This window comes from Microbulbifer maximicatervae (SeqCode) (assembly GCF_052467815.1).
Genome location: NZ_CP174326.1, coordinates 262,812 through 289,187 on the forward strand (window position 1 = coordinate 262,812; position 26,376 = coordinate 289,187).

General features: G+C 53.7%; 19 protein-coding genes. 6 read left to right on the plus strand and 13 right to left on the minus strand.

The features are described from left to right. Positions 1-26 precede the first annotated feature (26 nt). From rhlB to ACJJIW_RS01165, 7 genes are all read right to left on the minus strand, one after another. On the minus strand, positions 27-1,535 hold the full coding sequence (rhlB, locus tag ACJJIW_RS01135) for an ATP-dependent RNA helicase RhlB (RefSeq protein WP_444936493.1): 1,509 nt from the start codon (positions 1,533-1,535) through the stop codon (positions 27-29). Between the two features lie 47 nt (positions 1,536-1,582). After that, on the minus strand, positions 1,583-2,200 hold the full coding sequence (locus ACJJIW_RS01140) for an HvfX family Cu-binding RiPP maturation protein (RefSeq protein ID WP_282933924.1): 618 nt from the start codon (positions 2,198-2,200) through the stop codon (positions 1,583-1,585). A 167-nt stretch (positions 2,201-2,367) separates the two neighbouring features. Next, complete coding sequence (locus ACJJIW_RS01145; RefSeq protein WP_444936494.1) at positions 2,368-4,419, minus strand: CapA family protein; 2,052 nt, start codon at positions 4,417-4,419, stop codon at positions 2,368-2,370. Positions 4,420-4,470: 51 nt separating this feature from the next. Further along, positions 4,471-6,222, minus strand: coding sequence for a gamma-glutamyltransferase (ggt, locus tag ACJJIW_RS01150; RefSeq protein WP_282933926.1), 1,752 nt, complete (start codon positions 6,220-6,222; stop codon positions 4,471-4,473). Between the two features lie 26 nt (positions 6,223-6,248). After that, a complete protein-coding gene (locus tag ACJJIW_RS01155) occupies positions 6,249-7,571 on the minus strand; it encodes a type III PLP-dependent enzyme domain-containing protein (protein ID WP_282933927.1) in 1,323 nt (440 codons plus the stop codon). Between the two features lie 97 nt (positions 7,572-7,668). Then, positions 7,669-9,420 (minus strand): gamma-glutamyltransferase, encoded by a 1,752-nt coding sequence (ggt, locus tag ACJJIW_RS01160; RefSeq protein ID WP_444936495.1) that lies wholly within the window; start codon positions 9,418-9,420, stop codon positions 7,669-7,671. 164 nt (positions 9,421-9,584) lie between these two features. Then, positions 9,585-12,530, minus strand: a complete 2,946-nt coding sequence (locus ACJJIW_RS01165; protein WP_444936496.1) for a TonB-dependent receptor domain-containing protein — start codon at positions 12,528-12,530, stop codon at positions 9,585-9,587. Between the two features lie 164 nt (positions 12,531-12,694). Between ACJJIW_RS01165 and ACJJIW_RS01170 the strand changes: the two genes are divergently transcribed. Further along, entirely contained in the window at positions 12,695-13,588 is an 894-nt protein-coding gene (locus ACJJIW_RS01170) for a LysR family transcriptional regulator (RefSeq protein ID WP_282933930.1), read from the plus strand. Positions 13,589-13,653: 65 nt separating this feature from the next. Here ACJJIW_RS01170 and ACJJIW_RS01175 read toward each other — a convergent pair whose 3' ends face one another. Continuing rightward, entirely contained in the window at positions 13,654-14,142 is a 489-nt protein-coding gene (locus ACJJIW_RS01175; protein ID WP_282933931.1) for a hypothetical protein, read from the minus strand. A gap of 24 nt (positions 14,143-14,166) precedes the next feature. Continuing rightward, on the minus strand, positions 14,167-15,429 hold the full coding sequence (gene gltS, locus ACJJIW_RS01180) for a sodium/glutamate symporter (RefSeq protein ID WP_444892997.1): 1,263 nt from the start codon (positions 15,427-15,429) through the stop codon (positions 14,167-14,169). A 121-nt stretch (positions 15,430-15,550) separates the two neighbouring features. Between gltS and ACJJIW_RS01185 the strand changes: the two genes are divergently transcribed. From ACJJIW_RS01185 to ACJJIW_RS01195, 3 genes are all read left to right on the plus strand, one after another. Further along, positions 15,551-16,264 (plus strand): alpha/beta fold hydrolase, encoded by a 714-nt coding sequence (locus ACJJIW_RS01185; protein ID WP_282933933.1) that lies wholly within the window; start codon positions 15,551-15,553, stop codon positions 16,262-16,264. A gap of 180 nt (positions 16,265-16,444) precedes the next feature. Continuing rightward, positions 16,445-17,875 carry an MATE family efflux transporter gene (locus ACJJIW_RS01190; protein ID WP_444936497.1) on the plus strand — a complete coding sequence of 477 codons (1,431 nt, stop codon included), beginning with the start codon at positions 16,445-16,447 and terminating at the stop codon, positions 17,873-17,875. 121 nt (positions 17,876-17,996) lie between these two features. Next, entirely contained in the window at positions 17,997-19,463 is a 1,467-nt protein-coding gene (locus ACJJIW_RS01195; protein ID WP_444936498.1) for a succinylglutamate desuccinylase/aspartoacylase family protein, read from the plus strand. Positions 19,464-19,474: 11 nt separating this feature from the next. On the opposite strand, the gene ACJJIW_RS01200 is transcribed toward ACJJIW_RS01195, so the two are convergent. The 4 genes from ACJJIW_RS01200 to hemA are packed head-to-tail and all read right to left on the minus strand — an operon-like array spanning position 19,475 to position 23,651. Beyond that, the gene (locus tag ACJJIW_RS01200; RefSeq protein WP_444892994.1) at positions 19,475-20,374 is read right to left on the minus strand and encodes a cation diffusion facilitator family transporter; all 900 of its coding nucleotides are present in this window, start codon (positions 20,372-20,374) and stop codon (positions 19,475-19,477) included. Between the two features lie 42 nt (positions 20,375-20,416). Then, on the minus strand, positions 20,417-21,244 hold the full coding sequence (prmC, locus tag ACJJIW_RS01205) for a peptide chain release factor N(5)-glutamine methyltransferase (protein WP_444936499.1): 828 nt from the start codon (positions 21,242-21,244) through the stop codon (positions 20,417-20,419). A gap of 50 nt (positions 21,245-21,294) precedes the next feature. Continuing rightward, positions 21,295-22,377 carry a peptide chain release factor 1 gene (gene prfA, locus ACJJIW_RS01210; RefSeq protein ID WP_282933938.1) on the minus strand — a complete coding sequence of 361 codons (1,083 nt, stop codon included), beginning with the start codon at positions 22,375-22,377 and terminating at the stop codon, positions 21,295-21,297. After that, a complete protein-coding gene (gene hemA, locus ACJJIW_RS01215; protein WP_444936500.1) occupies positions 22,374-23,651 on the minus strand; it encodes a glutamyl-tRNA reductase in 1,278 nt (425 codons plus the stop codon). The genes prfA and hemA overlap by 4 nt, the downstream gene beginning before the upstream one ends. A gap of 237 nt (positions 23,652-23,888) precedes the next feature. Between hemA and ACJJIW_RS01220 the strand changes: the two genes are divergently transcribed. Continuing rightward, positions 23,889-25,706: a tetratricopeptide repeat protein gene (locus ACJJIW_RS01220; RefSeq protein WP_444936501.1), complete on the plus strand. Its 1,818-nt coding sequence runs from the start codon at positions 23,889-23,891 to the stop codon at positions 25,704-25,706. Then, positions 25,690-26,331 (plus strand): lipoprotein insertase outer membrane protein LolB, encoded by a 642-nt coding sequence (gene lolB, locus ACJJIW_RS01225; RefSeq protein ID WP_444907463.1) that lies wholly within the window; start codon positions 25,690-25,692, stop codon positions 26,329-26,331. Before ACJJIW_RS01220 ends, lolB begins: the two co-directional genes overlap by 17 nt. The last annotated feature ends 45 nt before the right edge of the window (positions 26,332-26,376 follow it).

The window sequence follows — 26,376 nt, forward strand, 5'->3', positions numbered from 1 at the left end:
AACCGTAAGTCCCTTTATCCCCAAACTTAATGTCTGCGGGGGCGACGGTTACCACCAGGGCCACCGCGTCGTCCGTCACGATCACCGTGACTGCGCTGGACCTTTACTTTAGGAGGCTCTACCAATAGCTCTTCGGGCGGAACTTCACACTTGAGCTTGCCACCGAGCAGCTGCTCAATAGGCTCCAGGCGCATGGCATCATCTTCACAGGCGAAACTGATAGAGGTGCCCGTTTTACCTGCTCGACCAGTTCGACCAATGCGATGAACGTAGTCCTCCGGCTCTTCAGGCAAGGTGAAATTCACCACATGGCTGATACCATCAATATGGATACCACGCCCGGCGACATCGGTAGCCACCAGGACCTTGGTTTTGCCGGACTTAAAGTCGTCGAGGGTGCGAACCCGCTTATTTTGTGCCACTTCACCAGAGAGCAGGCCGGCAGAAATACCGTGAGCGAGAAGCTGTTCGTGCAAGCGGCGACATTGATCGCGGCGGTTGGCAAATACAATCAGGCTATCCACTTCTTCCCGCTGCACAATGTTGTAAAGCAGGGTGTACTTTTCTTCACTGGCAGACAGGTAAACATGCTGCTCAACAGTATCTGTGGCAACCCTCTCCGGCTCAATCTCCACAACTACCGGATCATCTGTCCACTGCTCCACCAGATCATCAACTTCAGGAGTAAATGTCGCGGAGAAGAACATGGTTTGGCGATGGGTTTTACGCGGGGTCTGGCGGACAATGCGGCGTACCTGGGGGATAAAGCCCATATCCAACATACGATCCGCTTCATCGATTACCAGAACTTCTACTTGGTCCAGGTAGCAGTCTCGATTGCCGACGAAGTCCAGCAGACGGCCCGGCGTCGCCACCAGGATATCCACCAGCCGCTCATTCAGGTTTCTCTGCTGCTTGTCGTAATCCATACCGCCCACCAGGGTATGAATTTCCAGTTCGGTATGCTTACACAGTGCCTTGGCATCATCGGCAATCTGCATCACCAGCTCACGGGTCGGAGCGATAATCAGGGAGCGGGCTTCGCCAGCGTAGCGCTCACCTTCAAACGGGTGCTTAAGCAGATCGTCAATCACTGTGATCAGGAAGGCCGCCGTCTTACCGGTACCGGTTTGTGCCTTACCCACCAGGTCGTGACCATTGAGGGTGTGGGGAAGGGAGCGACCCTGAATAGGCGAGCAATACTGGAAACCCAAGTCGTGGATAGCGTGCATCAACTCATTGGGCAGTCCCAGGTCGTGGAAGCGGACCTTGCCCTCCTGTTCTGGAACCTGGAATTCATCCAGGGACCAGGGCGCTGCGGGTGCCGCTGGCTTTCTGCTGCGCTGGCGCCCTTTTTGAGCATTTCTGCTACCGCCCCGGCGCAACTTCCCCTCCGCCTGTGCGGATTTTGTACGCCCCTTGGCAGCCTTATCAGACGGCTTTTGCCCTTCTTTTTGGCGTCCGGAGCTGTCTTCTCCCCGGCGGGAGCCCTTATCCTCTTTGGAGGAGGATCGGCGGAACAACTTTCCTATCAAGTGAAATACTCGCTCAAATGTTCAAATAATCGGCGAGTATAACATCTCTATGGGGCTCCCTGCCCGCTATAGTGACGGCACAGCCAGTAATCCACACTGAAAAACCGCCCTGCCCCACTACAAAATAGCGCCAACAACATAATGAAGTAGGTAGCGGCAAACTCAATACCATTTTTCAGGATGGTCACTCCTCCAGTTTCCACCAACCACTCATAATTGCCGTGCTCCTTGAGTAAACCGACAATCTTCTCTTTGCGCACTGAGGCTTCATCAATCAGATCCTTGCGCCACTCCCAGGGCACACTCAAGGTTTTATCCGGCAATGCAGACCAACCGTTCTCCCAGTGGGCCGTATAAGCTGCCACTGCCATCACAAACATCAGTGGAAGCGCTACCAGGCGGGTCGCAAAGCCCAAAAGTATGGCAATACCGCCCAAAAACTCGGTCAAGGCCGCCAACCAGGCCATCAATAGTGGTGCCGGTAACCCTAGCCCCCAGTCCGGATTGCCAAACCAGGCTGCCACATCATCGATATTGTTCATTTTGTTGAGGCCGGCAAGCACAAGAATTGGCGCCAAGTAGATACGCAGGGCAAGGGGCCCCAACCAGTCAATTTTTCCGGCAGCCCGCAAGAAGCAGGCATACCAGCGGCTCAAGGTAGTCATCTGCACCCCACACTCGCTCTGTTTCGCTGTATTTGTTCACTGTAGTCGAGCCAGAGGCAACATTTCTTACAGTAGACCGGTCAGACTGCTGTGTCAGAGGGAGTAAAGAGGAGAAACCCAGCTTAAGAGCGCAAGACTCCAGCCTGCGTATCTAGCGCCGCCACGCCCTAGGGCTCCAAGGCCAGAAAATCAATATTGGCAACGTCATTGCCGAATTTTGCACAGGAAGTAGGCTTATCCCAAACCACCCAGGCCAAATCATCGAGGATAATATTCGTGCCCTCGGCAACCGTCCCCTGCAAACGCAGGCGATAGCCTTTAACCGCCTGCTTATCCAGCGGTGGAAAATCTACTCGAAACGCCTGCCAATCGCCCTTTCTGATTGCGACAGAACCGAAACACTCCTGCTCAGCAGACTCCAGCGATTGCGAAAAAGCACGCGCTCGGGGGGCATATTCCAAACAAACTTGCAGCGATTGTGCCTGTGTCGAGCGGGCGTAGCCGAGCAGTGAGTGAAGTGCCTGTGGCGGCGCCTCCACCAATCGATGAAAGCCGCGGGTGACTGCTTCGGCAAGACCCCGGCTGTTCCCACGCAGCACCATCGAGTGATCTCCCGAGCGGGCAATTCCCGCATTGATACTACTGGCGGGGGACAGACGCCAAGTGGCGGGCTGCCCGGGCAGCAGTCGGTCGGATTCAAAATCACCGGTCACCAACAGATCGCGACCACTGGTACAGCTCGCCTGTGGATCAATCCCCTCGAGCGCCGGCAATTGCTGTTGCCAGGTCAACGGCAGCTTGCCCACCCACGAGCCCGTTGTAGGTGCCAACGGGGCAGTACCGGCGCTCAGTGCCTTGCGGGCCCGTTTATCACTATCAGGCAAAATAACCCCGTGTCCGCCACTGGCCGACAGGGACAGTCCTTTTAGAATGGATTGATGCTGTAGGCGGCGGAGAATATGCTGCCGCACAGCCCCAACCGCAGGTGTGGGCTGGTAGTGCTGGATATAGAGCGGCGCCACCTCAGCCCGCACAAACTGCTCGCCATCCATCCATACGTACAACAGCGCAGATCGGTGGGTTTCCTGAAAATACTGGTCAAATAAAAAATTGCCCAGGGAGTAAGCGATAAGCTTACCCCGGTATAACTCAAAGCCGTGCAGCACATGAGGGTGATGGCCAACAACCAGATCGGCCCCCCGGTCAATGGCCAGCTTCATACGGCTCTGGCTTAGTTCAGTGGGCGCGTAACTGTACTCTTCACTGCCGTGATACTGCACCACCACCGGGCGCTGTTCAGCAGCTTCGCGGGCCACTGTGCGGGCTATATTCACTTCACTGCCCAAGGCAGCCCCGGCTTTTTCTCCCTCGGCCACCTGATTGGGGGAGAAGTTACCGCGCCAGCCCACAAAGCCCAATAGGCTGTATTGCTGTGAGCCTCCTTGCAGCAGAGCACTCTCGAGCGCCTGGGGCTCATTCAGCCCGCCCCCTGAAAATTTCAAGCCGCTCTCCCGCAGGGCGTCGAGCGTGCTCGTTACCCCGGCATCGCCAAAGTCATACAGGTGATTATTACCCAAAGTGACGTAATCAATGCCCGCCCATTTCAATGCTGTCAGGGTGAGAGGGCGGGAATAGAAAGTGACACTTTTCGGCGTTTCCGTACCGGGCTTATCACCAACCAGAACCGCTTCCAAATTGACTGAAGCGATATCCGCATCGACAAGGTAAGGTTTAATCGGGGCCAGCAGCTGTTTAAACTGTGCGGCATCACTGCCCTCACGCAGCAGGGGCAGGTCCCCCTTTAGCGGCTTGTAATAGCGCCGCCCTGTCATTAAATCGCCCGCAAAAGCCAACATAACCCGGCCGGGTTTTCGGGCGACCAGGGTAACGTCGGGAATTTTTCCATCGCTGAGCGTTAATTCATGGGCGGAAAAAGTATGGGTTAACGGGTAGTAGCCGGCCGCAGAAAATTTAAGCTGATAGATATTTTCGGCAGCCAGCGTCAGGCGGAAGCTCCCCTTGCGGGTAAAAACCACTCCATCATTATTATTGATCTCAACCCCAGCAATCGCCTTACCCTGCTCATCCACTACCCGGCCGGTAATAACCGTATTGGGCGCTGCGGTTTTGGCAGACAGCCCGGTTGAGAAAATTATGCCGGCCAGTAACAGGCTGAAACCCTTGATTAATTGGTGGCCCTTTCGCCCTATCCCGTTCATCTGTTCCCCGCAACCGATGGCTTTTAGAGTGATAAATTTGGCGCGCTGCGCTTACTGCACAGCGACTGTTCCAGCATCGGGACGGCGGGGGTCAGAGGCACCATAAAACAATCCCTCCTTCCACATAATGGACTGCACACTGCCCATGGTCCGCCCCTGTTTCACCTTCTGCCCTTTTTGCAGCAACAGTTTGATCGTATCCGGACTAAAGCCAGGCTCCAGTTCCAATTGGTCCGGCAGCCATTGATGGTGAATTCTGGGCGCGTGGACCGCATCGGCAATATTCATTTGGTGGTCCATAACATTGACCAACACCTGCAACACCGTAGTGATAATACGGCTGCCTCCCGGGCTGCCAGTTACCACATAGGGTTTGCCCTCGCGAAATATCATGGTCGGTGTCATTGAGCTCAATGGGCGCTTGCGCGCGGCAATGGCATTGGCCTCCCCTCCCACCAGGCCAAAGGCGTTGGGCACACCAGGCTTCGCGGAAAAATCGTCCATCTCATTATTCATCAAAATACCGGTACCTGGGATAACGATTCCCGAACCGTAGGAAAAATTAAGGGTATAGGTATTAGACACCGCGTTACCCTGCGCATCCATAACAGAAAAATGGGTGGTGTCAGGGCTTTCATAGGGCGCGGGGTTGCCCGCATGGATTTTTGCTGAGGGGGTCGCACTCGCCAGTGAAATACCCTCGGCCAATTCCCGCGCGTAGGCTTTACTGGTGATACCGGCAATCGGTACGGCAAAGTGATCAGGATCGCCGAGGTGTTCACTGCGATCCGCATAAGCGCGCTTCATCGCCTCCGCCAGCAGATGGGTCGCATCGGCACTGCCCGCCCCCATTTTACCGATCGGAAACTGCTCCAGAATGTTGAGCATCTGAATAATATGAACACCGCCGGAGCTGGTTGGCGGCATCGATACCACTTGATAGCCACGGTAATCGGTAGCGACCGGCTCGCGCTCTTGCACCCGGTAGTTGGCCAGGTCATCGCGGGTAATCAGGCCACCCCCCTCTTGCATCGCCGTAACAATTTTATCGGCGATTGCGCCCTGGTAAAAAGCCTCCGGGCCGTCTTGCGCCAGCTGTTTTAAGCTCCAGGCCAAATCCTTTTGCACCAATACTTCGCCGGGCTCATAGGGAATACCACCGCGCTTGTAGTAGGCTTTTGCTGTGGCCGTATTGGCAGTGAGCCAGGCCTGACGACTTTTCAGGTTCTCCGCCAAATCATAGGAGACCACAAAACCTTTTTCTGCCAGTTCTATCGAGGGAGCCACAACTTCTTGCCAACTCATGGTCCCATACTTTTCCAGAGCATGGGCCAGTCCCGCCACAGTGCCAGGCACCCCTGATGAGAGGTGGCTGAAGCGGGCTTTTCTGGTATCCACATTTCCCTCAGAATCCAGATACATATCCCGGTGAGCTGCTGCCGGTGCCATCTCGCGATAATCGAGCGCCACCACCTTATTCTCTTTAGCGAGGTAGACCAGCATAAATCCACCACCGCCAAGGTTCCCGGCCCTGGGTAAAGTTACTGCCAAGGCAATCCCTGTGGCCACTGCCGCATCCACCGCGTTGCCGCCCCGACGAAGAATATCTGCACCAATTTCACTGGCCAACTCGCGTTGGCTTGACACCATTCCACCAGTACCGATTACCGGGTGATGAATACTGTCATAGCGGATTATCGCTGCACTTTCATCCACATGACTTGCCGCCTCACCCGTCACAGACACGATCAGCAGTGTTGTCAGCAGAAATGATGATATCAATTGTTTGCTTTTCTCAACCATCAACATAATTCTTCTCGCTCTTATTTTTAACCCACTACCTGCATCATCTCGCCAAGCGTTTGCGGAGCCCGATATTGTTCAAATTGCACTGCACCTGCAGCGCTAATCCGATAACCGTAAACCGCCGGTGCCGGTAGGGAGTTATAATAAAATGGGTTGGAAAAATAATATGCACCAGTATCGTGGAGCATTACATAATCGCCACTATCAAGTTTTGGTATTACCCTCCGGTTGGCGATGACATCCCCCGAGAAACAGCAGGGGCCAGCAATATCCTGCTCAATAAAGTTTTGCGTCTTACAGACACCGCTACTATCGAAAGAGGATAGGCGCAGAGGCCAAGCCTCCGGCATAAAAATAGTGCGCGCGGCAATTTGGGCACCGGCGTGAGTGGTGACGATATGCCTTCCGCCACTGTTTTTAGCGTATTCCACTCGAGATAAAATACAGCCATTTTTTGCCATCACCGCACGGCCAAATTCAGTTTTCACCTTAAACTCGCCGGTGAATAATTCGGGAACTTCCTCTTTCAGGAAGTCGGCGTACTGCAGGTAGGTGGGTGTCACTTTATCACTGTAAAAATTTACCCGTAGCCCCCCGCCAATATCAATTGAACGAATACGCTGCTCTCCGGCACGCTTGTTGATCTCCTTTGCCAACGCCACTACTTTGGCGATCCCCTCTGCCATTAAATAAAAGGGGCAGCCCTGGGAGCCAACATGGGTATGGATTGTATTGAGCCAGGGGTAGTTTAAATAGTCATTAATAATACGCTCGCGATTGCCGCGATCATCTAGAGCCACACCAAACTTGGAGTGTAGCCCTGCGGTACTCATCGCCTTAATCTGACCACTGCCCACTTGGGGATTAATTCTATACCCCAGCTCGCCGCGAGCATGGTCATCGCCGAGAATCTCTTGCACCCGCGACATTTCATCAAAATTATCGATATGTAAAGTAGCACCCAGCGATAAAACCCGGCGAATCAATCCGAAGGTTTTTGCCGGCTCATCAAACACAATCTGATCGGCAGAAAAACCGGCATTCAGGGCCTGCTGCAATTCACCGGGACTTGCCGTTTCGGCACTCATGCCAAGTTTTTTCAGCAGTTTTAATACCGCCGACATGCCGTTGGCTTTGACTGCAAAATGATGCGTAAAATGTTTTGGGAAAGCCTGATGTAAAGATTGTACCGTGTTCTCCACCCCGGCAATATCCACAAAACCGGCCAATGGCTCCTCCTCACTCAGAAGCCCCTGCTGAATTGCTGCTTTTGTCAGCAGTTCATTATCGAGGTTTACGGCAACACCATCAGTTGCATATTCATCAATAAACTCATAATCATTCATTGCAATTCGCTCCCCCGAATTAACGCTTTATAAAAAAGCAAAAATTATTATTCACTTTATATATTCCCAGGGATCTACCCCAACAAACTGCATTTATTTAATCCAGCCCAACGGTTTTGGCATTGGGCCGGCGGGGGTCTGAGGCCCCAAAATAATAGCCATCGCGCACCATAATCGATTGGCTACTGCCCATAGTCCGCGTCTCCTCAACGGTATGCCCTTTAGCTCTTAACAGCGCCATACTGTCGCGATTAAAACCCGGTTCAACCTCGAGAACATCCGGCAGCCACTGGTGATGAATTCGCCGCTCATTGGTGGCCTCAGCAACATTCATTCCATGATCAATGACATTGCTAATTACCTGTGTCACCACATTGATAATGCGGCTGCCGCCAGGGCTACCTACCAGCAAAAAAGGTTTGCCTTCTTTCAGCACGATCGTAGGTGACTGCGAACTGACCGGGCGCTTACCCGATTCCAACCGATTTGCCTTACTTGCAGAAAAACCCGTCGCCCCTTCAACATCCGCCTGAACAGAAAAGGTATACACCTGGTTATTCATCAATATCCCCGTTCCCTCAACCATATGGCCGGTGCCAAAAGAATTAGCCAAGGTGTAGGTATTGGATACTGCATTACCTTCAGCATCGATCACCGAAAAGTGTGTGGTCGAGGGGCTTTCCTCTGGCAAACTGTGTCCGCCGAGTTGCTCCGACGGCGTCGCGCGGTCGAGTTTGATCGTTGCTGCAAGCTGGCCTGCACGCTTTTTATCGATTAACCATTGCTGTGGAACCGGGTAAAAATCTGGGTCGGCCAAGTGCTGACCGCGATCGGCAAAGCTGCGCTTCATCGCCTCGGTCATTACGTGAAAAGTCTGTGCGGATCGCCCCCATTGCTCCAGGGGGAACTGCTCGAGAATATTCAGTGTTTCAATAATCGCCACACCACCGGAACTGGGCGGCGGCATTGAGACAACCTGATAGCCACGGTAATCACCCACCACCGGGGTTCTGTACTTCACGGCATAGCCGGCTAAATCTTCACGGTCAATATGGCCACCTTGCCGCTGCATGGCCGTAACAATTTTGTCAGCAATGGCCCCCTGGTAAAAAGCCTTTGGGCCGTGTTTGGCAATTTGCTTTAACGACCAAGCCAGGTCAGTCTGAAGCAGTATTTCTCCAGCTCGATAGCTGCTGCCATCCGCCTTAAAATACGCTTTTGCAGTAGCGGCATCCTGTCGCAGCCACTCACTTTTTGCCTGCAACAGCTGGGCCAGGTCGTAATTGACTGCAAAGCCCTTGGCTGCCAGCGTTATCGCCGGCTGTAACAACTGCGACCAACTGAGCTTACCACTACCGTGATCCCGCCATGCCCGGTGTAACCCGGCCACAGTGCCAGGGACACCTATAGCGTGCCAGCTGCGGCTGGTCTCTCTATTTTTGCTGCCATCCCAGTGAAGAAAATCTGCGGCCGAAGCTCCACTTGGGGCTGTCTCGCGATAGTCGATTGCAACCGTTTTTTTACCGTCGGCGAGGTGAACCAGCATAAAGCCACCGCCACCCAAATTACCTGCTCGCGGCAGTGTCACCGCTAGCGCGAACCCGATTGCAACCGCCGCGTCTACTGCATTGCCACCGGCATCCAGAATCTGCACACCGACATCGCTCGCCAGTGCATTTTGTGTGGCCACCATCGCACTGCGACCCACCACTGGGTGAAAGACATCCTCATAGCGAACAATCCCATCCCGGCCCATATTGTAAGGACCACTGGCGGCAAAGCTGAGAGGAGACAACACGGCGAGCAGCGTCGATATCAAGCTGACAGCTGTGTGCTTACGAATGGTCAAAACTACAACCTCTTCTTATGTTGTCATCGTCACTGATTGTATTTAAAGCGTCGAAGGCTCTATCGGGTACACCTAAGAAGTCGCGGTAATAGTACCGACTCAGACAGAGCTTCGAGAAAAAAGGGGGGGAGTTACCCCCCGTTAATATCCATCAACAAAGCGCGTTAAAAGTTCTTTGCCACATCGAGGTAGACATAGCGGCCGCGATTGGAATAAAGGCTGCCGAAATACCCCATTTGTTCATCGGCAATATCTGGCTCTTCGTCAAAGATATTATTCATACCCAAACGAACCCTTAAGCCATCCCTCATTCCACCGACAAAGCGATAGTCCACATTAGCATTAACCGTTGTATAGCTATCGACAGGCAGTGCGGTATCCGGTGCAGCAGTATCGCTGTCAGCCAGGGTACTGGTATCCGTCACAGCACTGGTGTACTGGGCAAAAACACCTGCTCCCCACTGATCCTGACGCCAATTCATTGACAGCGTGGAGCGCCAGCGGGGACGACCATCCTCACCGATCAGGCTGCCGGCATTGGTGGCCACTTCTCCAGCATCAATCAGAATTTGCATTTCCTCACTGGGGTCCTGATCAAATTTGATGAGATAAGCACCATTCCACTTCAGGTCAAAGTTGCCGATGTCAGTATCGAAGGAATACATCGCGCTAAAGTCCATACCACTGATTTCGCGCGGGTCCAAATTGAGATATTCATCCAGGAATAAAATAGGCTCCCCCACTGAACCATCAGTGGTTTCTGCGCGAATGACATTGGGGTTGTATGAACCCTGCTCACGCAACACCGCATCCAGAGCCAAACCATTGCTCGCACCGAGAATGCCTACCACACCCTCTTGTCTAATATCCCAGTAATCAGCGGTAAAGGTGAAACCATCAAATGGAGTTAGAACAAAACCGTAAGTATGACTCCAGTTTTCCTCTGGCTGCAGATCGGCATTACCCAGGCGCTGCTCTTCCAAGCCCACCGATTCCCCGGTCACCGGATCGGTACGGGTATTCACTACGGATATAGCCCCCTGGTGCAATTGCATCAGGTTGGGTGCACGGAAGCCTTCGGAGTAGGCGCCGCGAATTTGAAACCAATCATTGACGTACCACGAGAGGGCTAACTTGGGCTTGGTCACACTGCCCACATCTGAGAAGTTTTCGTGGCGTAACGCTAACTGCATATCCAGGCTGTCTACCAGGGGAAGGTCGCGCAAGAGCGGCACCAACATTTCCGCATACAGGGACATCACCCGGCGCGAGCCATCGGCATCCGGCGATGCACTACTGCCCATAATGTCACTGACATTCACCAACTCACCGGTCACCTCATCGGTAAACTGGATAGTGCCATCGGAACGGTCATCGCGATTCTCATCAAAGCTCTCTTCGCGCCATTCAATACCTGCAGCCAGGCCCACATCCCCAGCCTGCAGGCTGAACAGGTTGGCATTAGAGACTTTGAAATCTGCCAGGGCCAGAGAGGTTTGACTCTGTCTTTTCACATTGATACGGAATGTATCCAGTACCGCCTCAGAGTTTGGCGTGGGATCGGTGAGACTGGTTGGGTCATCCACATCCAGACCGCTGAAGAGGTTGTAGGCATCTTCGGTGTCGAGCATTAGCGACTGTTGAAACAGGCTGTGACTGACCCGGTTATCGGTGCTGTCTATGGTCTCGGCCTCACTGTAAACCAAGCCAGTATCCCAATCCCAATCACCCCAGTTACCGCGCAAGCCACTCACAAACCGATAGCTGGTGTCCACCACATTAATCTTGCGCAGCCCAACGTCGTAGGGGGTGAAGGTTGTCAGAGTAAAGCCGAGCCCCTCATCCGGTACATTCTCATCACCGGCAGGTACAATTCGATTGGGATTGAGAGTGCCATCATCAAAATATACGGGGCCAAAGGGGTTCCAGTAGTAATCCGCCGGCACTTCAAAACGACTATTCGAGAGCAGGCCGGCCGCTTCACGCACCCGATCAACTTCCGCTCTGTAATAGCCCAGCTCAGTATAAAATTCCGAGCCGTTTTCCAGTTCGTGGGTCAAGAAACTAAATAAATTGATCCGTTCAGAATCTGGTGACAACATCCGCACAGAGTTTCGGTTGCCGCGCAGTGCGCGATCTCCACTGCCATCATCCAGACAAATATCAGAATCACTCAGGGAATAGGAACAATCACTCTCACCGACACTCGAGCCATCGTCCTGCACCAAATCGGTTGGACGAACATGCAGCAGACCCAGATCATCAAAATCAAAGGCACCCCAACCGTGGATGCTCGAGCGGTTATCAAGGCTGGTATCCCCCTCAAACAGAGAGTCGCCGGTAAAAAAGCCGCGAAGATCGGAATTGGCTGAATAATCGCGCTCGCTCGCATAGAAACCATTTTTACTATAGTAGGTTCCGGTCAAATTCAGCTTGGTAGCACCGTCATTAAATTCAAAACCGTTAGCGCCATTAACTGTGAATTCATCGAGTTCAGTACCCACTGAAGAACCGTAGCGCATATTGAGCATAGCGCCGTCATAGTCCTTCTTCATCACATAATTGACCACCCCGGCAACTGCATCCGCCCCGTAAAGTGCGGCGGCGCCATCGCGCAATACCTCTACCCGCTCCAGGCCATTGACTGGCAGGGTATTGGAGTTCACGGTCACCACAGGAATATAGTTTTCGGTCTGCGTGCCGGGGTGCAATACCATACGGCGGCCGTTTAGCAGCACCAGGGTATTGCCGGTTCCAATACTGCGCAGATTAATGGAATTTACATCCCCACGCGCCGCATTTACCCCGGTTGTCACCGATTCGTTAAAACCAACTTGACCCATCTGCGGGATAGAGCGCAACAACTCATCCCCGGAAGCCGCACCCATGAGTGCAATATCCTCTTCGCCAATAACCGATACCGGCAGAGTGCCTTCAACATCGGCTCCTTTGATTTGGCTACCGACGACAGCGACCTCCTCAAGTGCACTAGACTCAGTATTTTCCTCGGCTGCTGCCACCACTAACGGTGCCATTACCAGAAGTGAGCAACTGGATACTAGGTTTTGCCTGAAAAATGAACTGAGCTTAGATCGTTTTAAAAATGCCATTTCAATCCCCTCTTATTTTTTAGCTGTTGTGGGAAAGTGTTTTACTCGGCCCTTAACCCGAAATGTAATTATGCTGAAAATATCTTTATCATCTATTGACTTTAATTAAGGCACATATAACCTGTGTCTATCACCCAAAGCTTTTATAATAATATGGGTCTGAAATGCGCCTACGTCATATTGAAGTCTTCCATGCTGTATACAACACAGGCTCCATTTCCGATGCAGCCAAATTACTGAACGTATCTCAGCCATCGGTCAGTAAAGTATTGAGCCATGCAGAGATGCAGCTTGGATTCAAATTATTCTTACGGGTGAAGGGAAAACTGGTCTCAACTTCCGAAGCCCACTCGCTAATTGAAGAAGTCCGCAAGATTTACCAGCAAATCAGTGCTATCAAGAAAACAGCAGAAAATTTAAAAGAGCACACTCACGGTCATATTCGTGTAGTTTGTATGCCTGCACTGGGCCTGAATCTCCTGCCTGATGCGATTAAGCACTACCACAAAAAATTTCCTAATGTGACCTTCGATGTTAAAACGAAGCACTACGATCAAGCGATAGAATCACTCTACGAATACGAAAATGACTTAGCCTTGGTATTTACTGACCGAGACCACCCCAGTATTGAAGCCATAGAAATTGGCACCGGGCAACTGGTGCATATCGCTCCGGCAGACCCGGCCAGCAGCGAGCGAGAGCAAATTAAACTAAGCGATATCGATAAAGAGGGCTTTATCTCAATTTCCAATACCGGGCCCCTGGGCGACCTACTGAGCCAACGTTTTTCTGCAGAAAACATTATGCCCAAGACCTCCATTCAGGCACAGACTTATTACCTGGCCAAAAATCTGGTTGCGCGGGGACTCGGTTATTCCATTTTTGATGAGTTTACTGCTGCAGCAGATAATCGTGGCGAGGTGGTCTGCACACCTTTTAACCCACCGATTGAATTTAAACTGAAGTGCTTCCATCATGCCAACCAGCCGCTTTCCAAAACTGCAGCAGACTTTGTTGAAGACATCAAAAAGGCTTTTAGCGCTCTGCGGGCCAGCTAACCCTGCAGCCAAAAAATTACGATAGCTCCACGGTAATATCATCGCGAAAGGCTATCACCAAGACGTCAATCGGCTGTCTGCTCTATGCTAGAACTCAGTGCTACCTTCAGACCATCCACCGAATCGACAGGAACAGCAGACCACCCTTTGCCACCCTGCCGATAGAGCGCGAAACCGTGCACCGAAATACTATCTCCAGGCAGGTTGCCATTGGCCTCCAACCCCTCGACTCCCCTCTCCGCTGCGTTCAACAGGTGATGCAGAGGGCTGCGCCCCTGGCCATCCCACGCCGCAAAACGCCACTCACGGCGCAATTGCAACTCCGCATGATAATAAAACACCCATTGATCGCTCTCGCCATCAGAATTTCCCATCCATGGCTGGGAGCCGTAACGCTTAAAGCGCTGCACCTCCCACAACCCATCGCCAAAGGTGCTATCGAGCTGCGCCTGCAGGTTACCCTGCAACTCCGATATCGCAGGCCCTCTCGAGCAGCCAGGCAGTACCATCGGCAACAACAGGGTAAACACCAGTGCGACACAACGTTTTTTCAAAAAGCAAATCACTCGCAGCCCCCTCTAAAATATCCACGACAAGCCCATAAAGAGCTGAATAACCAGGGCGTTAGTAATATCAATAAAAAATGCCCCTACCAACGGCACAACCAAAAAGGCTTGTGGCGATGGCCCGTGACGCGACACCAGAGCTTCCATATTGGCAACAGCCGTGGGAGTTGCCCCCATCGCAAAACCACAGTGCCCCCCGGCGATAATGGCCGCATCATAGGTTTTTCCCATGACCCGAAACGTCACAAAGTAACAGAACATCATCACCGCAATAGCCTGAACACCAATAATCAGCAACATAGGCCCGGCCAGACTGAACAACTCCCACACCCGCAAAGACATCATCGCCATCGCAAGAAAAATTGACAGCGACATAGTGCCCCACAGATCAACACAGGCTGTGCTGACCCGATAGCGGCCTGTAAAATCCAACAAATTGGTAACGAACACTGCCAGTAGCAACGGTATTAGAAAAGCTGGGATAACCAGCCCGGCCTCCACTAGCAAGCCGTGCAGGCCACCTCCAGCCAACATGCACCCAACAAGCAAAAACAGGGTCTCCATCATCCGTCGTGGAGTGACCGTATCTTTGTCGTCAACGTCGTAGGTCACCATATTATCGCTATGGTCTTTGCCTGCCGTGGGCTTGAGGTTGTGCTTGCGAATAAGACGCTCAGTGACCGGCCCGCCAATTAATCCACCTAACACCAGACCGAAAGTTGCTGTTGCCATGGCGATTTCCAGCACCCCCTGCAGGTTATAGATATTGCTGAATAAATCTGCATAGGTAGCTCCATTGCCGTGGCCGCCCGATAGGGTGACCGACCCCATCACCAAGCCAAACAGCGGGTGCATATCCGCCGACTTGGCCATCAGCACCCCGATTAGGTTCTGCACTATCAGCATCACAGTGGCCACGCCGAGAAACAGCACGACTTTAGGTCCACCCTTAATCAACAATTTAACACTGGCCGCCAAACCGACTGTGGTAAAGAACATCACCATTAGCAGGTTTTTCATGCTCATATCAAATGAGAAAGAAACATCAAACAGTGTGTAACCGAGCGCCGCTAACAGTGAAAATATCAGCCCTCCCACTACCGGTTCGGGAATACTATTGCGGTTCAAAAATGGAATAACGTGCGACAGGTAGTAGCCGACGATCAGGATTAGCATTGCAATTAGCAGGGTGCCGAGAAGAGATACCTCAATGACCATATTTTCATTATCTTTCTTATACGACCGAAGAAGCCAAAATGGCAACGATGACGCCATCTTACACGACCCCGGTACCCAGCAACCTTTCTAATTTCATCCCTCCCATAGCACCAGGTTATGCCCTCCCCAGAGGTGCACATCTATGCTTGCAGAACTCAAGTAATTAGAGAGTAATCCGGTGGGAAAAACTTACGTGCTGGTCCACGGGCTATTTCATGGAGGCTGGTGTTGGAGCAGGGTCGCCCACCTTTTGCAGGAGAATGGGCACCGAGTATTCACCCCCACCCACAGTGGCCTGGGAGAGCGCAAACACCTACTCTCTCCCTCTGTTGGTCTGGACACTTTTATCCAGGACCTTATCAATACAATCCTTTGGGAGGAGTTGCAGCAAGTGACCCTTGTGGGCCACAGTTTTGGAGGGATGGCCGCAACCGGTGCCGCCGACGCTCTGCCCGAGCGGGTGCACCGCTTGATCTACCTGGATGGCGCTGTTCCAGAGCCCGGGCGCCCATTCAGCAGCCAACTCCCCAGCGGTATTGAAGAGCAGCGGCTCAAGCAGGCACAGGATATCGACGGTACTCTCTGTATTATGCCTCCACCACCAGAAGCCTTGGGGATAACCCAGCCAGATGATATCAACTGGCTAAAACGCCGTATGACCCCGCACCCCATCAAAACGTTACTGGATCCCATCCACTTAAAACGCTCTCCTGAGCAGGGCCCGCCGTGTACTTTCATTCACTGTACCCAACCCGAATACCCACCAGCCGTCTACAGTAGCCACAAGGCTAAGCAGATATCCGGGTGGACATATCGGGAAGCGGAAATAAACCACGACTGCATCATCAATAAGCCCGAAATTGTGGCCAAACTACTTGAGGAAAGTCCGTAATCGGCACTGGGCGCAGGCACCGTTTGTGCCGTAGAATGTCGGACCTTTTTGCGGTGTTGTCCCGCCTGCTCCCAAGCAGACTGAAAGCCTTTCCGAACTTTGACCCTCCGACCGTTTTCAGCTGCCTGCGTGCATTGCGAAGGTTAAGGTCTGTTAACACTCCCCCGCAGGATTAATTTTTTGTCAAAATTAGCCCAACCCCCAGAACCCTCTATCGAAAACAGTAACAAGAGCTCAGGTTTTTCATTGTTCAAGCTTTACCGAAATGCCACTAAAACCGAATTGTCGCACCTAACCACCCTGGGAGGCCCTCTGGTGGTCAGTAACCTGGCCGTGGTAAGCATGGGAGTTGTTGATACTCTGGTAGCAGGACGCGCCGGGGAAGTGAGTCTTGCCGGCCTCGCGTTGGGAGCCAGTATTTGGGCTGTTTGCGCAGTGACATTAATCGGCCTGCTCGCTGCTATCTCCCCGGTTGTTGCACACTTGCGCGGTGGCCGCGATGAAGCTGGCTGCGCCAGGCAACTGCACCAGGCGCTGTGGATCGCACTGATCGGTGGCATTCTGGTGTTTTCCGCCCTGCTAGCGGTTCCTATCTGGAGTCACTGGATAGACACGGAAGAGCCTGTTCGCAAAGTGATGGAGGGCTATGTACTGGCCCTGACTGTCGGCACCCTGCCTTTTGCACTCGGCACGGCGTTGCGCGGTTACTGTGAGGGTATGGGACAAGTGCGCCCGGTAATGCGCATCTATATCACTGCCGCAATTTTAAATATTCCCCTGGATATTCTTTTGGTGTTTGGTGCTGGCCCCTTACCGGCAATGGGAGGAGCGGGATGCGGATGGGCTACCGCAGCGGTCAGCTGCCTGATCGCACTGGCACTCTTCTGGCACGCGAACACCGATCCGGTCTACCACAAGCTTAAACTTAGGTTGTTGCCGCCTCGCCCTCACTGGCCAACCCTGCGCCACTTGCTCGCAGTTGGCCTGCCAATTTGTGTGGGTGCGGCCAGTGAAGTTACTTTTTTTGCCAGTCTTACCATTTTGCTTGCCCCCTATGGCGCAGCCATTGTCGCCGCCCATCAGATCGGCATGAACGTGGGCTCGATTTTTTACTTGGTCGCACTGGCACTGGCCCAGGCCCTGAGTATCCGCACCGCCCAACTACTCGGTCAGGGACGACCAAAGCGCGCGCGCTTCTGTGGCAAAGTGGGTATCAGTAGCGGCCTAATCTACGCACTGGGCACCGGTGTACTTTTGATTACCCTGCGCACCCTGTTTGTTCAGGCCTACACCAGCAATGAAGAAATTATTGCGGTGGCCACCAACCTGCTGTTGCTGTGTGCCGCATTCCAGCTGGTGGATGTCACCCAGGCAATGACCTGGGGCGCATTGCGCGGATATAAGGACACCAGTGCGCCCATGTTTATACAGCTATTTTCCTATTGGCTGGTGGGGCTTTCTACCGCCTACTGGCTGGGAGAGAGCTTCTGGGGGGTATACGGTTATTGGACCGGTGTCTGTATCGGCTTGGGAACGGCTTCAATCCTGCTGGGAATTCGCTTTTGGCGAACCAGCCGCAAAGCCATCGAGCGAACCTACGGATACGCGTAATTCGGCGCGTATCACATTCCTCGGGAACGTATTGACTATACTGGCGCTCCAAAGTCCCAATCTGTGCCGGACACAAGGCTCTCCGGCACACCCAGATATACGAAGTTGACCGGAGTGCCGAATGATCCCGCGCCAATCCTCCCGAAGGACCCGACACCTGTTAAGCCTGGCTTTACTGCTTTCATCCACCCAGGCCCTGAGCGCCAACGACAGCACAGGCGAAGAGACAGAAGCGGTCCCCCAGGCTGCCAATATGCAGCTGGACCAACCGGTGATCACAGAGCTGGGGCCACCCACCAACGTTGCCCCTACTGAAGAGCAATCCCAGTCGATAGATGCTGGTTCTGAAGAAGTTTCCCTGCCCCAAGCGGAAAATCTGGAGCTGGACCAACCTATCCAGGAACTGGATAAACCGGCAGCTCCCACCGAGACTGCTCCCACTGCCGATAAAGAAACTGAAACAGTTAAACCTCAACCCGAATTACCGGAGCCCGGCACCATCTCCCTGGTTCCGGGAGAGACTGCCAAGCCGCTGCGATTGTTAGGCTCAGAGGTTCCCCCTGCGACCTCTACGCGCCTGGCCTGGTCTCCCAGCCAACACTTCGAAGGGGTCTATAGCCCCACCGCTGTATTGGTGGTTAACGGCGCCAAGCCAGGGCCGGTTCTCTGCCTTACTGCGGCGGTGCACGGTGATGAGTTGAACGGTGTGGAAACTGTGCGGCGGGTTATGTACGACCTGGACGCAGACCATTTGAGCGGTGCGGTAATTGGCGTACCCATCGTCAACCTGCAAGGCTTCCATCGAGGCTCCCGCTACCTGACTGATCGACGCGACCTGAACCGGCACTTCCCCGGCGATCCCAATGGCTCTTCGGCCTCGCGAATTGCCAATTCATTTTTCCACGAAGTGATCAGCCACTGTAACGCCGTGGTGGACTTGCATACGGGTTCTTTTTATCGCACCAACTTGCCACAGTTGCGCGGCGACTTAACCAATCCCAAGGTAGTGAAAATGACCCAGGGTTTTGGCTCCACTGTGGTACTGCACAGCGCCGGAGCCAAGGGTACCCTGCGCCGCGCCGCTGTGGAGGCTGGTATCCCCACCGTCACTCTGGAAGCCGGAGCACCCATGGTGTTGGATGAACTATCGGTAAGTCACAGCGTGAAAGGTATACGCACTCTGCTCAACCAACTGGGTATGGTGAGTAAATTCCGCCTCTGGGGCGATCCCGAACCGGTTTACTACACCTCCACTTGGCAGCGGACATCGACTGGCGGGGTTATCTTTAGTGAGGTACAGCTCGGTGAGTTTGTGCGTAAAGGCGACTTGCTGGGAACAGTAACCAACCCTATTACCAATGTGCGCACAGAAATTCGCTCTGAGCACAACGGCCGTATTCTCGGTATGGCATTAAACCAGGTCGTGCAACCGGGATTTGCCGCCTACCATATCGGTATCCAGGCTCCCCAGGAACAAATCAGCCAGCCCCAGGAAGTAGTAGCGGAAGAATCGGTCGCTGACAAATCAGAGAGCAAAGTACCAGCCACCCCAGAAAACCGCCAACCGCCGACAGAAGGTGAGGAGTAAATCCCCACCTGTTAATCACTGACCTTATCGATCACCGTCACTTCGGGCATTGCCAAAGGTTCCGGTTGAAGGGTGATATGGTCGATATCGAAGCGCTTGACCAGGGTTTCCCGCAAGCGCTCCAGTACGCTGGGCCAAGCCTGCAAGTCATCCACCACAATATGGGCCGACAGGGAAATAGTACTGGAATCCAAGCGCCAAATATGGAGATCGTGCACAGAGCGTACCCCGGTTACCGCCGCCAATGTCTCGCCCACAACCGGAAGGCTCAACTCCCTGGGTACCCGCTCCATCAATACATCGATCGCATCCCTGAGCAGTCGCACGCAGGAAACCAGGATTAACAGGCAAATAAGCAATGAAAGCAGGGGGTCGATGGGTACCCAACCGGTAAAATAAATCACAGCTCCGGAAGCTAGTGCCGCAACAGAGCCCAGCATATCGCCCATCACATGCAAAAGCGCACCGCGAATATTGAGCGTGCGCTCGCCTTTTAGTAAAACCCAGGCCGCCAGAATATTAATCAGCAACCCCATGGCCGCAATCAACATCACCGTACTGCCGTGCACCGGCTGGGGATTGCGCAACCTATCAATGGCCATAAAAGAAATACCGACCACGATCAGTAGCATAATCAGGCCGTTGGTTACCGCAGCTAAGACCTCCGCTCGCCCCCAGCCAAACGACAATTCCCGATCAGCGGGCTTTTTCGCCAGCACTGCGGCAATAGCCCCCAGTGCCAGGGCAAAAGTATCGGTCAGCATATGGGCGGCATCGCCGAGCAATGCCAGTGAGCCAGATAGCCATCCACCTATGGCTTCAACTATGGAAAAACTGAGAGTGAGAACCAGTGCAATAATTAATGGGCGCAAAGCCCCATTGCCGGTTCGGTGGTGGACATGATCATGCATAGGCTCCCTCCTCAAATCCCTGTGGCAGCTCCGCAGGTATAACTATTTTTGCCCTAAGGTAATTCGCTCCCAACCGGAATAATCCCTGCGACTTGAAACTTTATTCAACCCCGCCGCAGAAAAAATATCCCTCACGCTCTCAGCTTGCTGCCAACCGTGCTCCACCATTAGCCAGCCATCGTTTTCCAGGTAATCACTAGCGGTTGTGGCGATATGCTCAATATCTGCCAAACCCTGTCGCTCTGCCACCAACGCAGTGCGGGGCTCAAAGCGCACATCGCCCTGCACCAAGTGCGGGTCAGATGCATCGATATAGGGAGGGTTGCTAACGATCAGGGAAAACGGCTGTGGCTCCAAACTGGAAAACCAATCGCTCTGGATAACTTGCACATTTTGCAACTTGAGGGAGCGCCGGTTTTCCTCTGCCAGTGCTACCGCAGCGGGTGATTTCTCCGCTGCAATAATTTCCCATCCCGGTCGCTCCGATGCCAGAGCCAGTGCAATAGCACCAGTGCCAGTGCCCAGGTCCAGTGCTCGCAACCTGCCCTGGGGGAAAAACTCCAGCGCCGTCTCCACCAATAATTCAGTGTCCGGGCGGGGGATCAGGGTGGAGGAATCCACCTTTAGCGGCAGGGACCAAAACTCGCGCTCACCGATAAGGTGTGCCACCGGCTCGCCCGCTTGCCGGCGCTTAAGCAACTGCTCATAGCGCACTTGCTCGGCTTCACTTAATTCGTATTCCGGCCAGGTATAGAGCCAGGTGCGCTCGCGCCCCAACACACTGCCGAGCAGAAGCTCTGCATCCAGGCGCGCGCTGTCGCTATCGGTTAATTGGGCGCAGCGTGCGATATTTTCCTTGACGCTGGTCATGGAGAAAAACCTATAAAAACGCCGCTCGAGGCGGCGTAAAAAATCTGGATTTATTGGGCCAGGGCCGCCAACTGGTCGGCCTGGTATTCCGTGCGCAATGGCCCGATCACCTCCCCCAGAGACCCCTGCATAATCTCATCGAGTTTGTAGAGAGTGAGGCCGATACGGTGATCGGTAACCCGGCCCTGGGGATAGTTGTAGGTACGGATTCGCTCAGAGCGATCACCGCTGCCCACCAGGCTGCGGCGGGCATCGGAAATTTCCTGGGCCGCCGCCGTTTCCTGCGCAGTATTGAGCTTCGCTTGCAACAGTGCCATCGCCTTGGCTTTGTTCTTGTGCTGGGAGCGCTCGTCCTGACACTCCACCACAATCCCCGTGGGAATATGGGTTAAGCGCACCGCAGAATCGGTTTTGTTAACGTGCTGACCACCGGCACCGGATGCACGGTAGGTATCCACACGTAAATCCGCTTTATTAATTTCAATCGCATCGCGCTCATCCGGCTCCGGCATCACCGCGACCGTACAAGCCGAAGTGTGAATACGACCCTGGGATTCTGTTTCAGGAACCCTTTGTACCCGGTGCGCACCGGACTCAAATTTTAATTTTGCGTAGACATCTTCACCGGCGACACGGGTGATAATTTCCTTATAGCCGCCGTGCTCACCGAGATTTTCGCTGACAATTTCTATTCGCCATCCCTGCTTCTCCGCATAGCGAGAGTACATGCGGAACAGATCACCGGAGAAAATAGCTGCTTCATCACCACCGGTTCCTGCGCGAATTTCCAGAAAGACATTTTTTCTGTCGTTAGGATCGCGCGGCAACAGCAAAGTCTGTAGCTCTCGCTCCAGCGGCTCCACTTGACCTTCAGCCTCGCGCAGCTCTTCCTGAGCCATTTCGCGCATTTCCGGGTCATCTTCCCCCAGCATCTCCCGAGCCGCGACCATATCTTCCTGCAACTGTTTGTAAGCGCCGTAGCATTTAACCACTTCTTCCAGCTCAGAATACTCGCGGGAAAGATCGCGGAATTGATCCTGATCAGCAATTACGTCGGCGTCGCCCAACAGCGCAGATACTTCCTCATGGCGCTCAAGCAGGGTTTCCAGTTTATTCAGTAACGATTCTTTCATTGATGCTTTTTCTCTAAATCGATATCGGTGAGATCATCCAACCCAACGACCTCGCGAGCGATACGCAAACGCTCAATATCACCCTCCGCCGTGGCTTTTTTCAGACTGACGGTGGGTGCATGAATTAATTTATTGGTGAGAGAGCGAGCGAGCTGCTCCATCAGTCGACGAGGGTCCTCGCCTTTTTCCAGCTGCAAAAGTACCCGTTCAAGTTCGGAAGTGCTCACTTCCTGGGCTCGCTGCCGGTAGCTGCGAATACTATCCACAGCCTCCAAAGAGCGGCTCTCTTTGGTAAATTCAGCCGCTGCAGCGTTTACGATTTCCTGAGCGGCCTCCGCCGCTTTCTCACGGGAGCGCTTGCCCTCATCAATAACCCCGCGCAGATCGTCCACCGTATACAGATAAACATCATCCAGCTCGCCAACTTCCGATTCAATATCACGGGGTACCGCAATATCCACCATAAACATGGGGCTGTGCCGACGCTTGCGCAGCGCCGATTCGACCGCTCCCTTACCCAGGATCGGCAGCTGGCTCGCGGTGGAACTGATAACGATATCCGCACGCGCCAGATGCTCGGGGATATCCGCAAGCAGGATTGCCTCGGCACCAAAGCTCTCTGCGAGCAACTGGGCCCGGCTCAATGTGCGGTTGGCAACAATGACCTGCTTGATTCCCTGATCGAGCAAATGGCGGGCAACCAACTCCACAGTCTCTCCCGCACCGATCAACAGGGCAGTCTGCTTTTTCAGGTCGGTGAAGATACGCGAAGCCAGAGAAACAGCAGCGTAGGCAACAGAAACCGGGTTTTCACCGATTGCAGTTTCGGTGCGAACCTTCTTGGCGACGGTAAACACCCGCTGGAAAACCCGGTGTAGTTCACTGCCCACACTGCCGGATTCCCGCGCCACCGCATAGGCGGACTTGATCTGGCCGAGGATCTGCGGCTCACCCAACACCAGGGAATCGAGACCACAGGCAACGCGCATTATATGGCGTACCGCTTCTTCATCGCTGTACACATAGGCACAGCCCTTGAGCTGCTCCAGGGGCACCTGGTGGTATTCAGACAGCCATTGCAACAGGGCTTCTGACTCCACATTTCCGTATATTTCGGTGCGATTGCAGGTAGACAGGATGGCCAGCTCGCGGCACCCCAGTGCTTTTCGCGCATCTCCCAGTGCGCCGGGCATCACCTCGGGGGCAAAGGCCACCCGCTCGCGCACTTCGACCGACGCGCTATCGTGGTTGATACCCAGGGTAAGAATTGGCATAGACTTCCGTTAGCATTAAATCTTAAAAGGCGGAAACCGCACTGGGAGCGCATTTTCATAGGCAGCCGCCTCCCTTGCAAGCGTATGAGGCAGTAAAATTGCCCGCCGATTTGGCAAGAGCCCCTGCCCACTACCGTTCCAAACCCGATTCACGACTAGAATTATATGGCGATAATCGTTTAAAACACGCCAGTAACACCCCGCTTTCAGCGACAACGTAACGTATGGACACGATCTATGCTCCCACCTCGCGCACATCAGCTTCCAGCCCGAATTTCCAGCCACCTGCTCAAGCTTGCCGCTTCCCTTGTAGCATCCGTAATACTTGTTTCTTGCACCCAGCACCAGACGCCGGCCACCCCCTCTACAGAAATCGCGAGCACAACACTGGAGCCGAGCAACCTTAAGGGTAAGGAAACCACTGAGTCAGAAGAGCCGGAAGCTAAAACCTTCCCAATTGATACCTTCTACACCCTTCTGGTGGCCGAAGTCGCCGGTATCCGCGAACAGTACGATGTCGCACTGGCCAATTACTACCACCAGGCGGAGGTCACCAAAGATCCCGGGGTCGCCGCCCGCGCTACACGCATTGCCCGCTTTTTAAATGCCCGCCAGGCCGCCTTGGATTCAGCCCGGCTATGGGTAGAGCTTGAGCCACAAAACGCCGATGCACAGCTGGCCCTCACAGCCGAGCTGACTTTGTCCGGCGACTTGCAGACAGCCCTGATTCACGCCAGTAAAACCCTGGAACTCGGCGGCAACCCGCCCATGCAATCTCTCGCGGCAACCGCAATCGGGCACGAGCAACTCACGGAACAAGCCAAGCGGGAGTTTGCCCGGCTGGCAAAAGTCTATCCCCTCGATGACGAGGTCGTGCTCGCCTATGCCATGGTACTGCGCACCGAAAGGGAATTCGCCCGCGCTTTATCCCTGGTGCGCCGCGTTCAGGAGCACCATCCAGATCAACTGGATGCACCACTGCTAGAAAGTCACCTGTTGGTTGATCAGGGCAAGCGCAAGGAAGCCATTTCCCTTCTCGAACGACTCGTCGGCATCCATCCCTCCGAGAGCCGCCTGCGCCTTCAGTACGCCCGCCTGTTGATTCGGGAGGACCTGGCCCTGGCACGCAAGCAGTTTGCTGAACTGGTTAAGCAGCGCCCTGAAGATGGCAACCTGATTTTGTCGTTGGCCCTAATTCAGTACGAGACCGAGCAAACTGACGAGGCCAAAGTCCTCTTTACCCAACTACTTGAATTACAGCAGCACGAATCCGCTGCTTATTTTTACCTGGGCAGCATTGCAGAAAAATCTGGAGATTTTTCCAATGCAATTAAATATTTCCGCAAAGTGGGCCCCGGCAGTGATTACGTAGAAGCCATTACTCGCGGTACAGAATTGCTGTCGAGCCTCGGACAGTACAGCACTAACCGGGAATGGTTTGCTGAACTGAGAAAAAAACACCCCACTCAGGAAGAACATTTTTACTTGATGGAGGTCGAATTACTTCGCAAAAGTGGTGAAGCCAGTATGGCTTTGCAGCGAGTAGACGAGGCACTACAAACCAACAGCACCAGCGGTCGCTTGATGTACACCCGCGCGCTGCTGCATGACCAACTCGGCAACGCACAACAATTCGAAAAGGACTTGAGAAACCTGCTGGAAAGAAATCCCGATAACGCCACAGTTCTCAACGCGCTCGGCTATAAACTGATTGAAGACAAATCCCGGCACACAGAAGCCTACCAATTGATCAGCCGTGCTTTGGAACTCGAGCCGGAGGACCCGGCCATTATCGACAGCATGGGATGGATAGAATACCGTCTCGGCAATCACGAAGCTGCGGAAAAGTACCTGCGGCAAGCGATGGAAAAGTTACCCGATCACGAAATTGCCGCACACCTCGGCGAAGTGCTCTGGGTTCAGGGAAACAGAGAAGCCGCCATGGAAATGTGGAGAAAAGGTCTTCTGCTGAATCCCCACAGCAAAATTATTCCGGCTGCCATGAAGCGCCTACAAATCAAAGAGTCACTGGAACAACATGCATCAGATAGCTGACAAAACAACCGCGCGAAGATTCTATCTGTTATTGCTGGCATGCCTGGCAATAATGATTTCCGCCTGTGCCGGACAAAAAACCAAACAGGAACCGGAGCCAGGTTCCCCCACTGAAAATCCAGTACCTAAAACGGTAGCTGAATTTACCCAGTGGAATCTCAAGGGCAAGCTGGGGGTTCGCTCTCCCAAGGAAAATGGCAGTGCTAACCTGGCCTGGCTTCAGGGCGGCGCAGAGAATTTTCGCCTTCATCTCAGCGGTCCGCTCGGAGCGGGCACTACCGTCATCACCGGCTCAGCTGGTGGCGTCAGTTTGGTGCGCGGTAGCGAGCCACCAATTTATGCACGCAATGCGGCACAACTGACCCAGGAAGCACTGGGCTGGCCCCTGCCCGCCCGGGAGATGTTCTACTGGGTGCGCGGTCTTCCTGCGCCCGGCGCCAAAAGTGGCGAGCAGCGCAACGCCCAGGGCCAGCTGCAAAGCCTGCAACAATCCGGCTGGGCCTTGAGTTTTAGTGAATATCGCAGCGAAGGCCCCTTTATCCTGCCAACCCGGATCAAAGCACAAACCAACAGCCCCGCTGGCCCCGTATCCGTTACCCTGGTGATAAAAGACTGGGGGTTGTAGGGGGTTTTTCATAACTCTATAAAGAATGCCCAAATCGCAGCATGC

Excerpts from the sequence above, each read along its gene's own strand:
- ACJJIW_RS01170 (WP_282933930.1), top strand. The coding sequence starts at position 12,695 with ATGCGCCTACGTCATATTGAAGTCTTCCATGCTGTATACAACACAGGC.
- hemA (WP_444936500.1), bottom strand. The coding sequence starts at position 23,651 with ATGCCAATTCTTACCCTGGGTATCAACCACGATAGCGCGTCGGTCGAA.
- ACJJIW_RS01155 (WP_282933927.1), bottom strand. The coding sequence starts at position 7,571 with ATGAATGATTATGAGTTTATTGATGAATATGCAACTGATGGTGTTGCC.
- ACJJIW_RS01200 (WP_444892994.1), bottom strand. The coding sequence starts at position 20,374 with ATGCATGATCATGTCCACCACCGAACCGGCAATGGGGCTTTGCGCCCA.
- prfA (WP_282933938.1), bottom strand. The coding sequence starts at position 22,377 with ATGAAAGAATCGTTACTGAATAAACTGGAAACCCTGCTTGAGCGCCAT.
- prmC (WP_444936499.1), bottom strand. The coding sequence starts at position 21,244 with ATGACCAGCGTCAAGGAAAATATCGCACGCTGCGCCCAATTAACCGAT.
- lolB (WP_444907463.1), top strand. The coding sequence starts at position 25,690 with ATGCATCAGATAGCTGACAAAACAACCGCGCGAAGATTCTATCTGTTA.
- ggt (WP_282933926.1), bottom strand. The coding sequence starts at position 6,222 with ATGGTTGAGAAAAGCAAACAATTGATATCATCATTTCTGCTGACAACA.
- ACJJIW_RS01165 (WP_444936496.1), bottom strand. The coding sequence starts at position 12,530 with ATGGCATTTTTAAAACGATCTAAGCTCAGTTCATTTTTCAGGCAAAAC.
- ACJJIW_RS01145 (WP_444936494.1), bottom strand. The coding sequence starts at position 4,419 with ATGAACGGGATAGGGCGAAAGGGCCACCAATTAATCAAGGGTTTCAGC.
- ACJJIW_RS01195 (WP_444936498.1), top strand. The coding sequence starts at position 17,997 with ATGATCCCGCGCCAATCCTCCCGAAGGACCCGACACCTGTTAAGCCTG.
- gltS (WP_444892997.1), bottom strand. The coding sequence starts at position 15,429 with ATGGCGTCATCGTTGCCATTTTGGCTTCTTCGGTCGTATAAGAAAGAT.
- ACJJIW_RS01220 (WP_444936501.1), top strand. The coding sequence starts at position 23,889 with ATGCTCCCACCTCGCGCACATCAGCTTCCAGCCCGAATTTCCAGCCAC.
- ACJJIW_RS01140 (WP_282933924.1), bottom strand. The coding sequence starts at position 2,200 with ATGACTACCTTGAGCCGCTGGTATGCCTGCTTCTTGCGGGCTGCCGGA.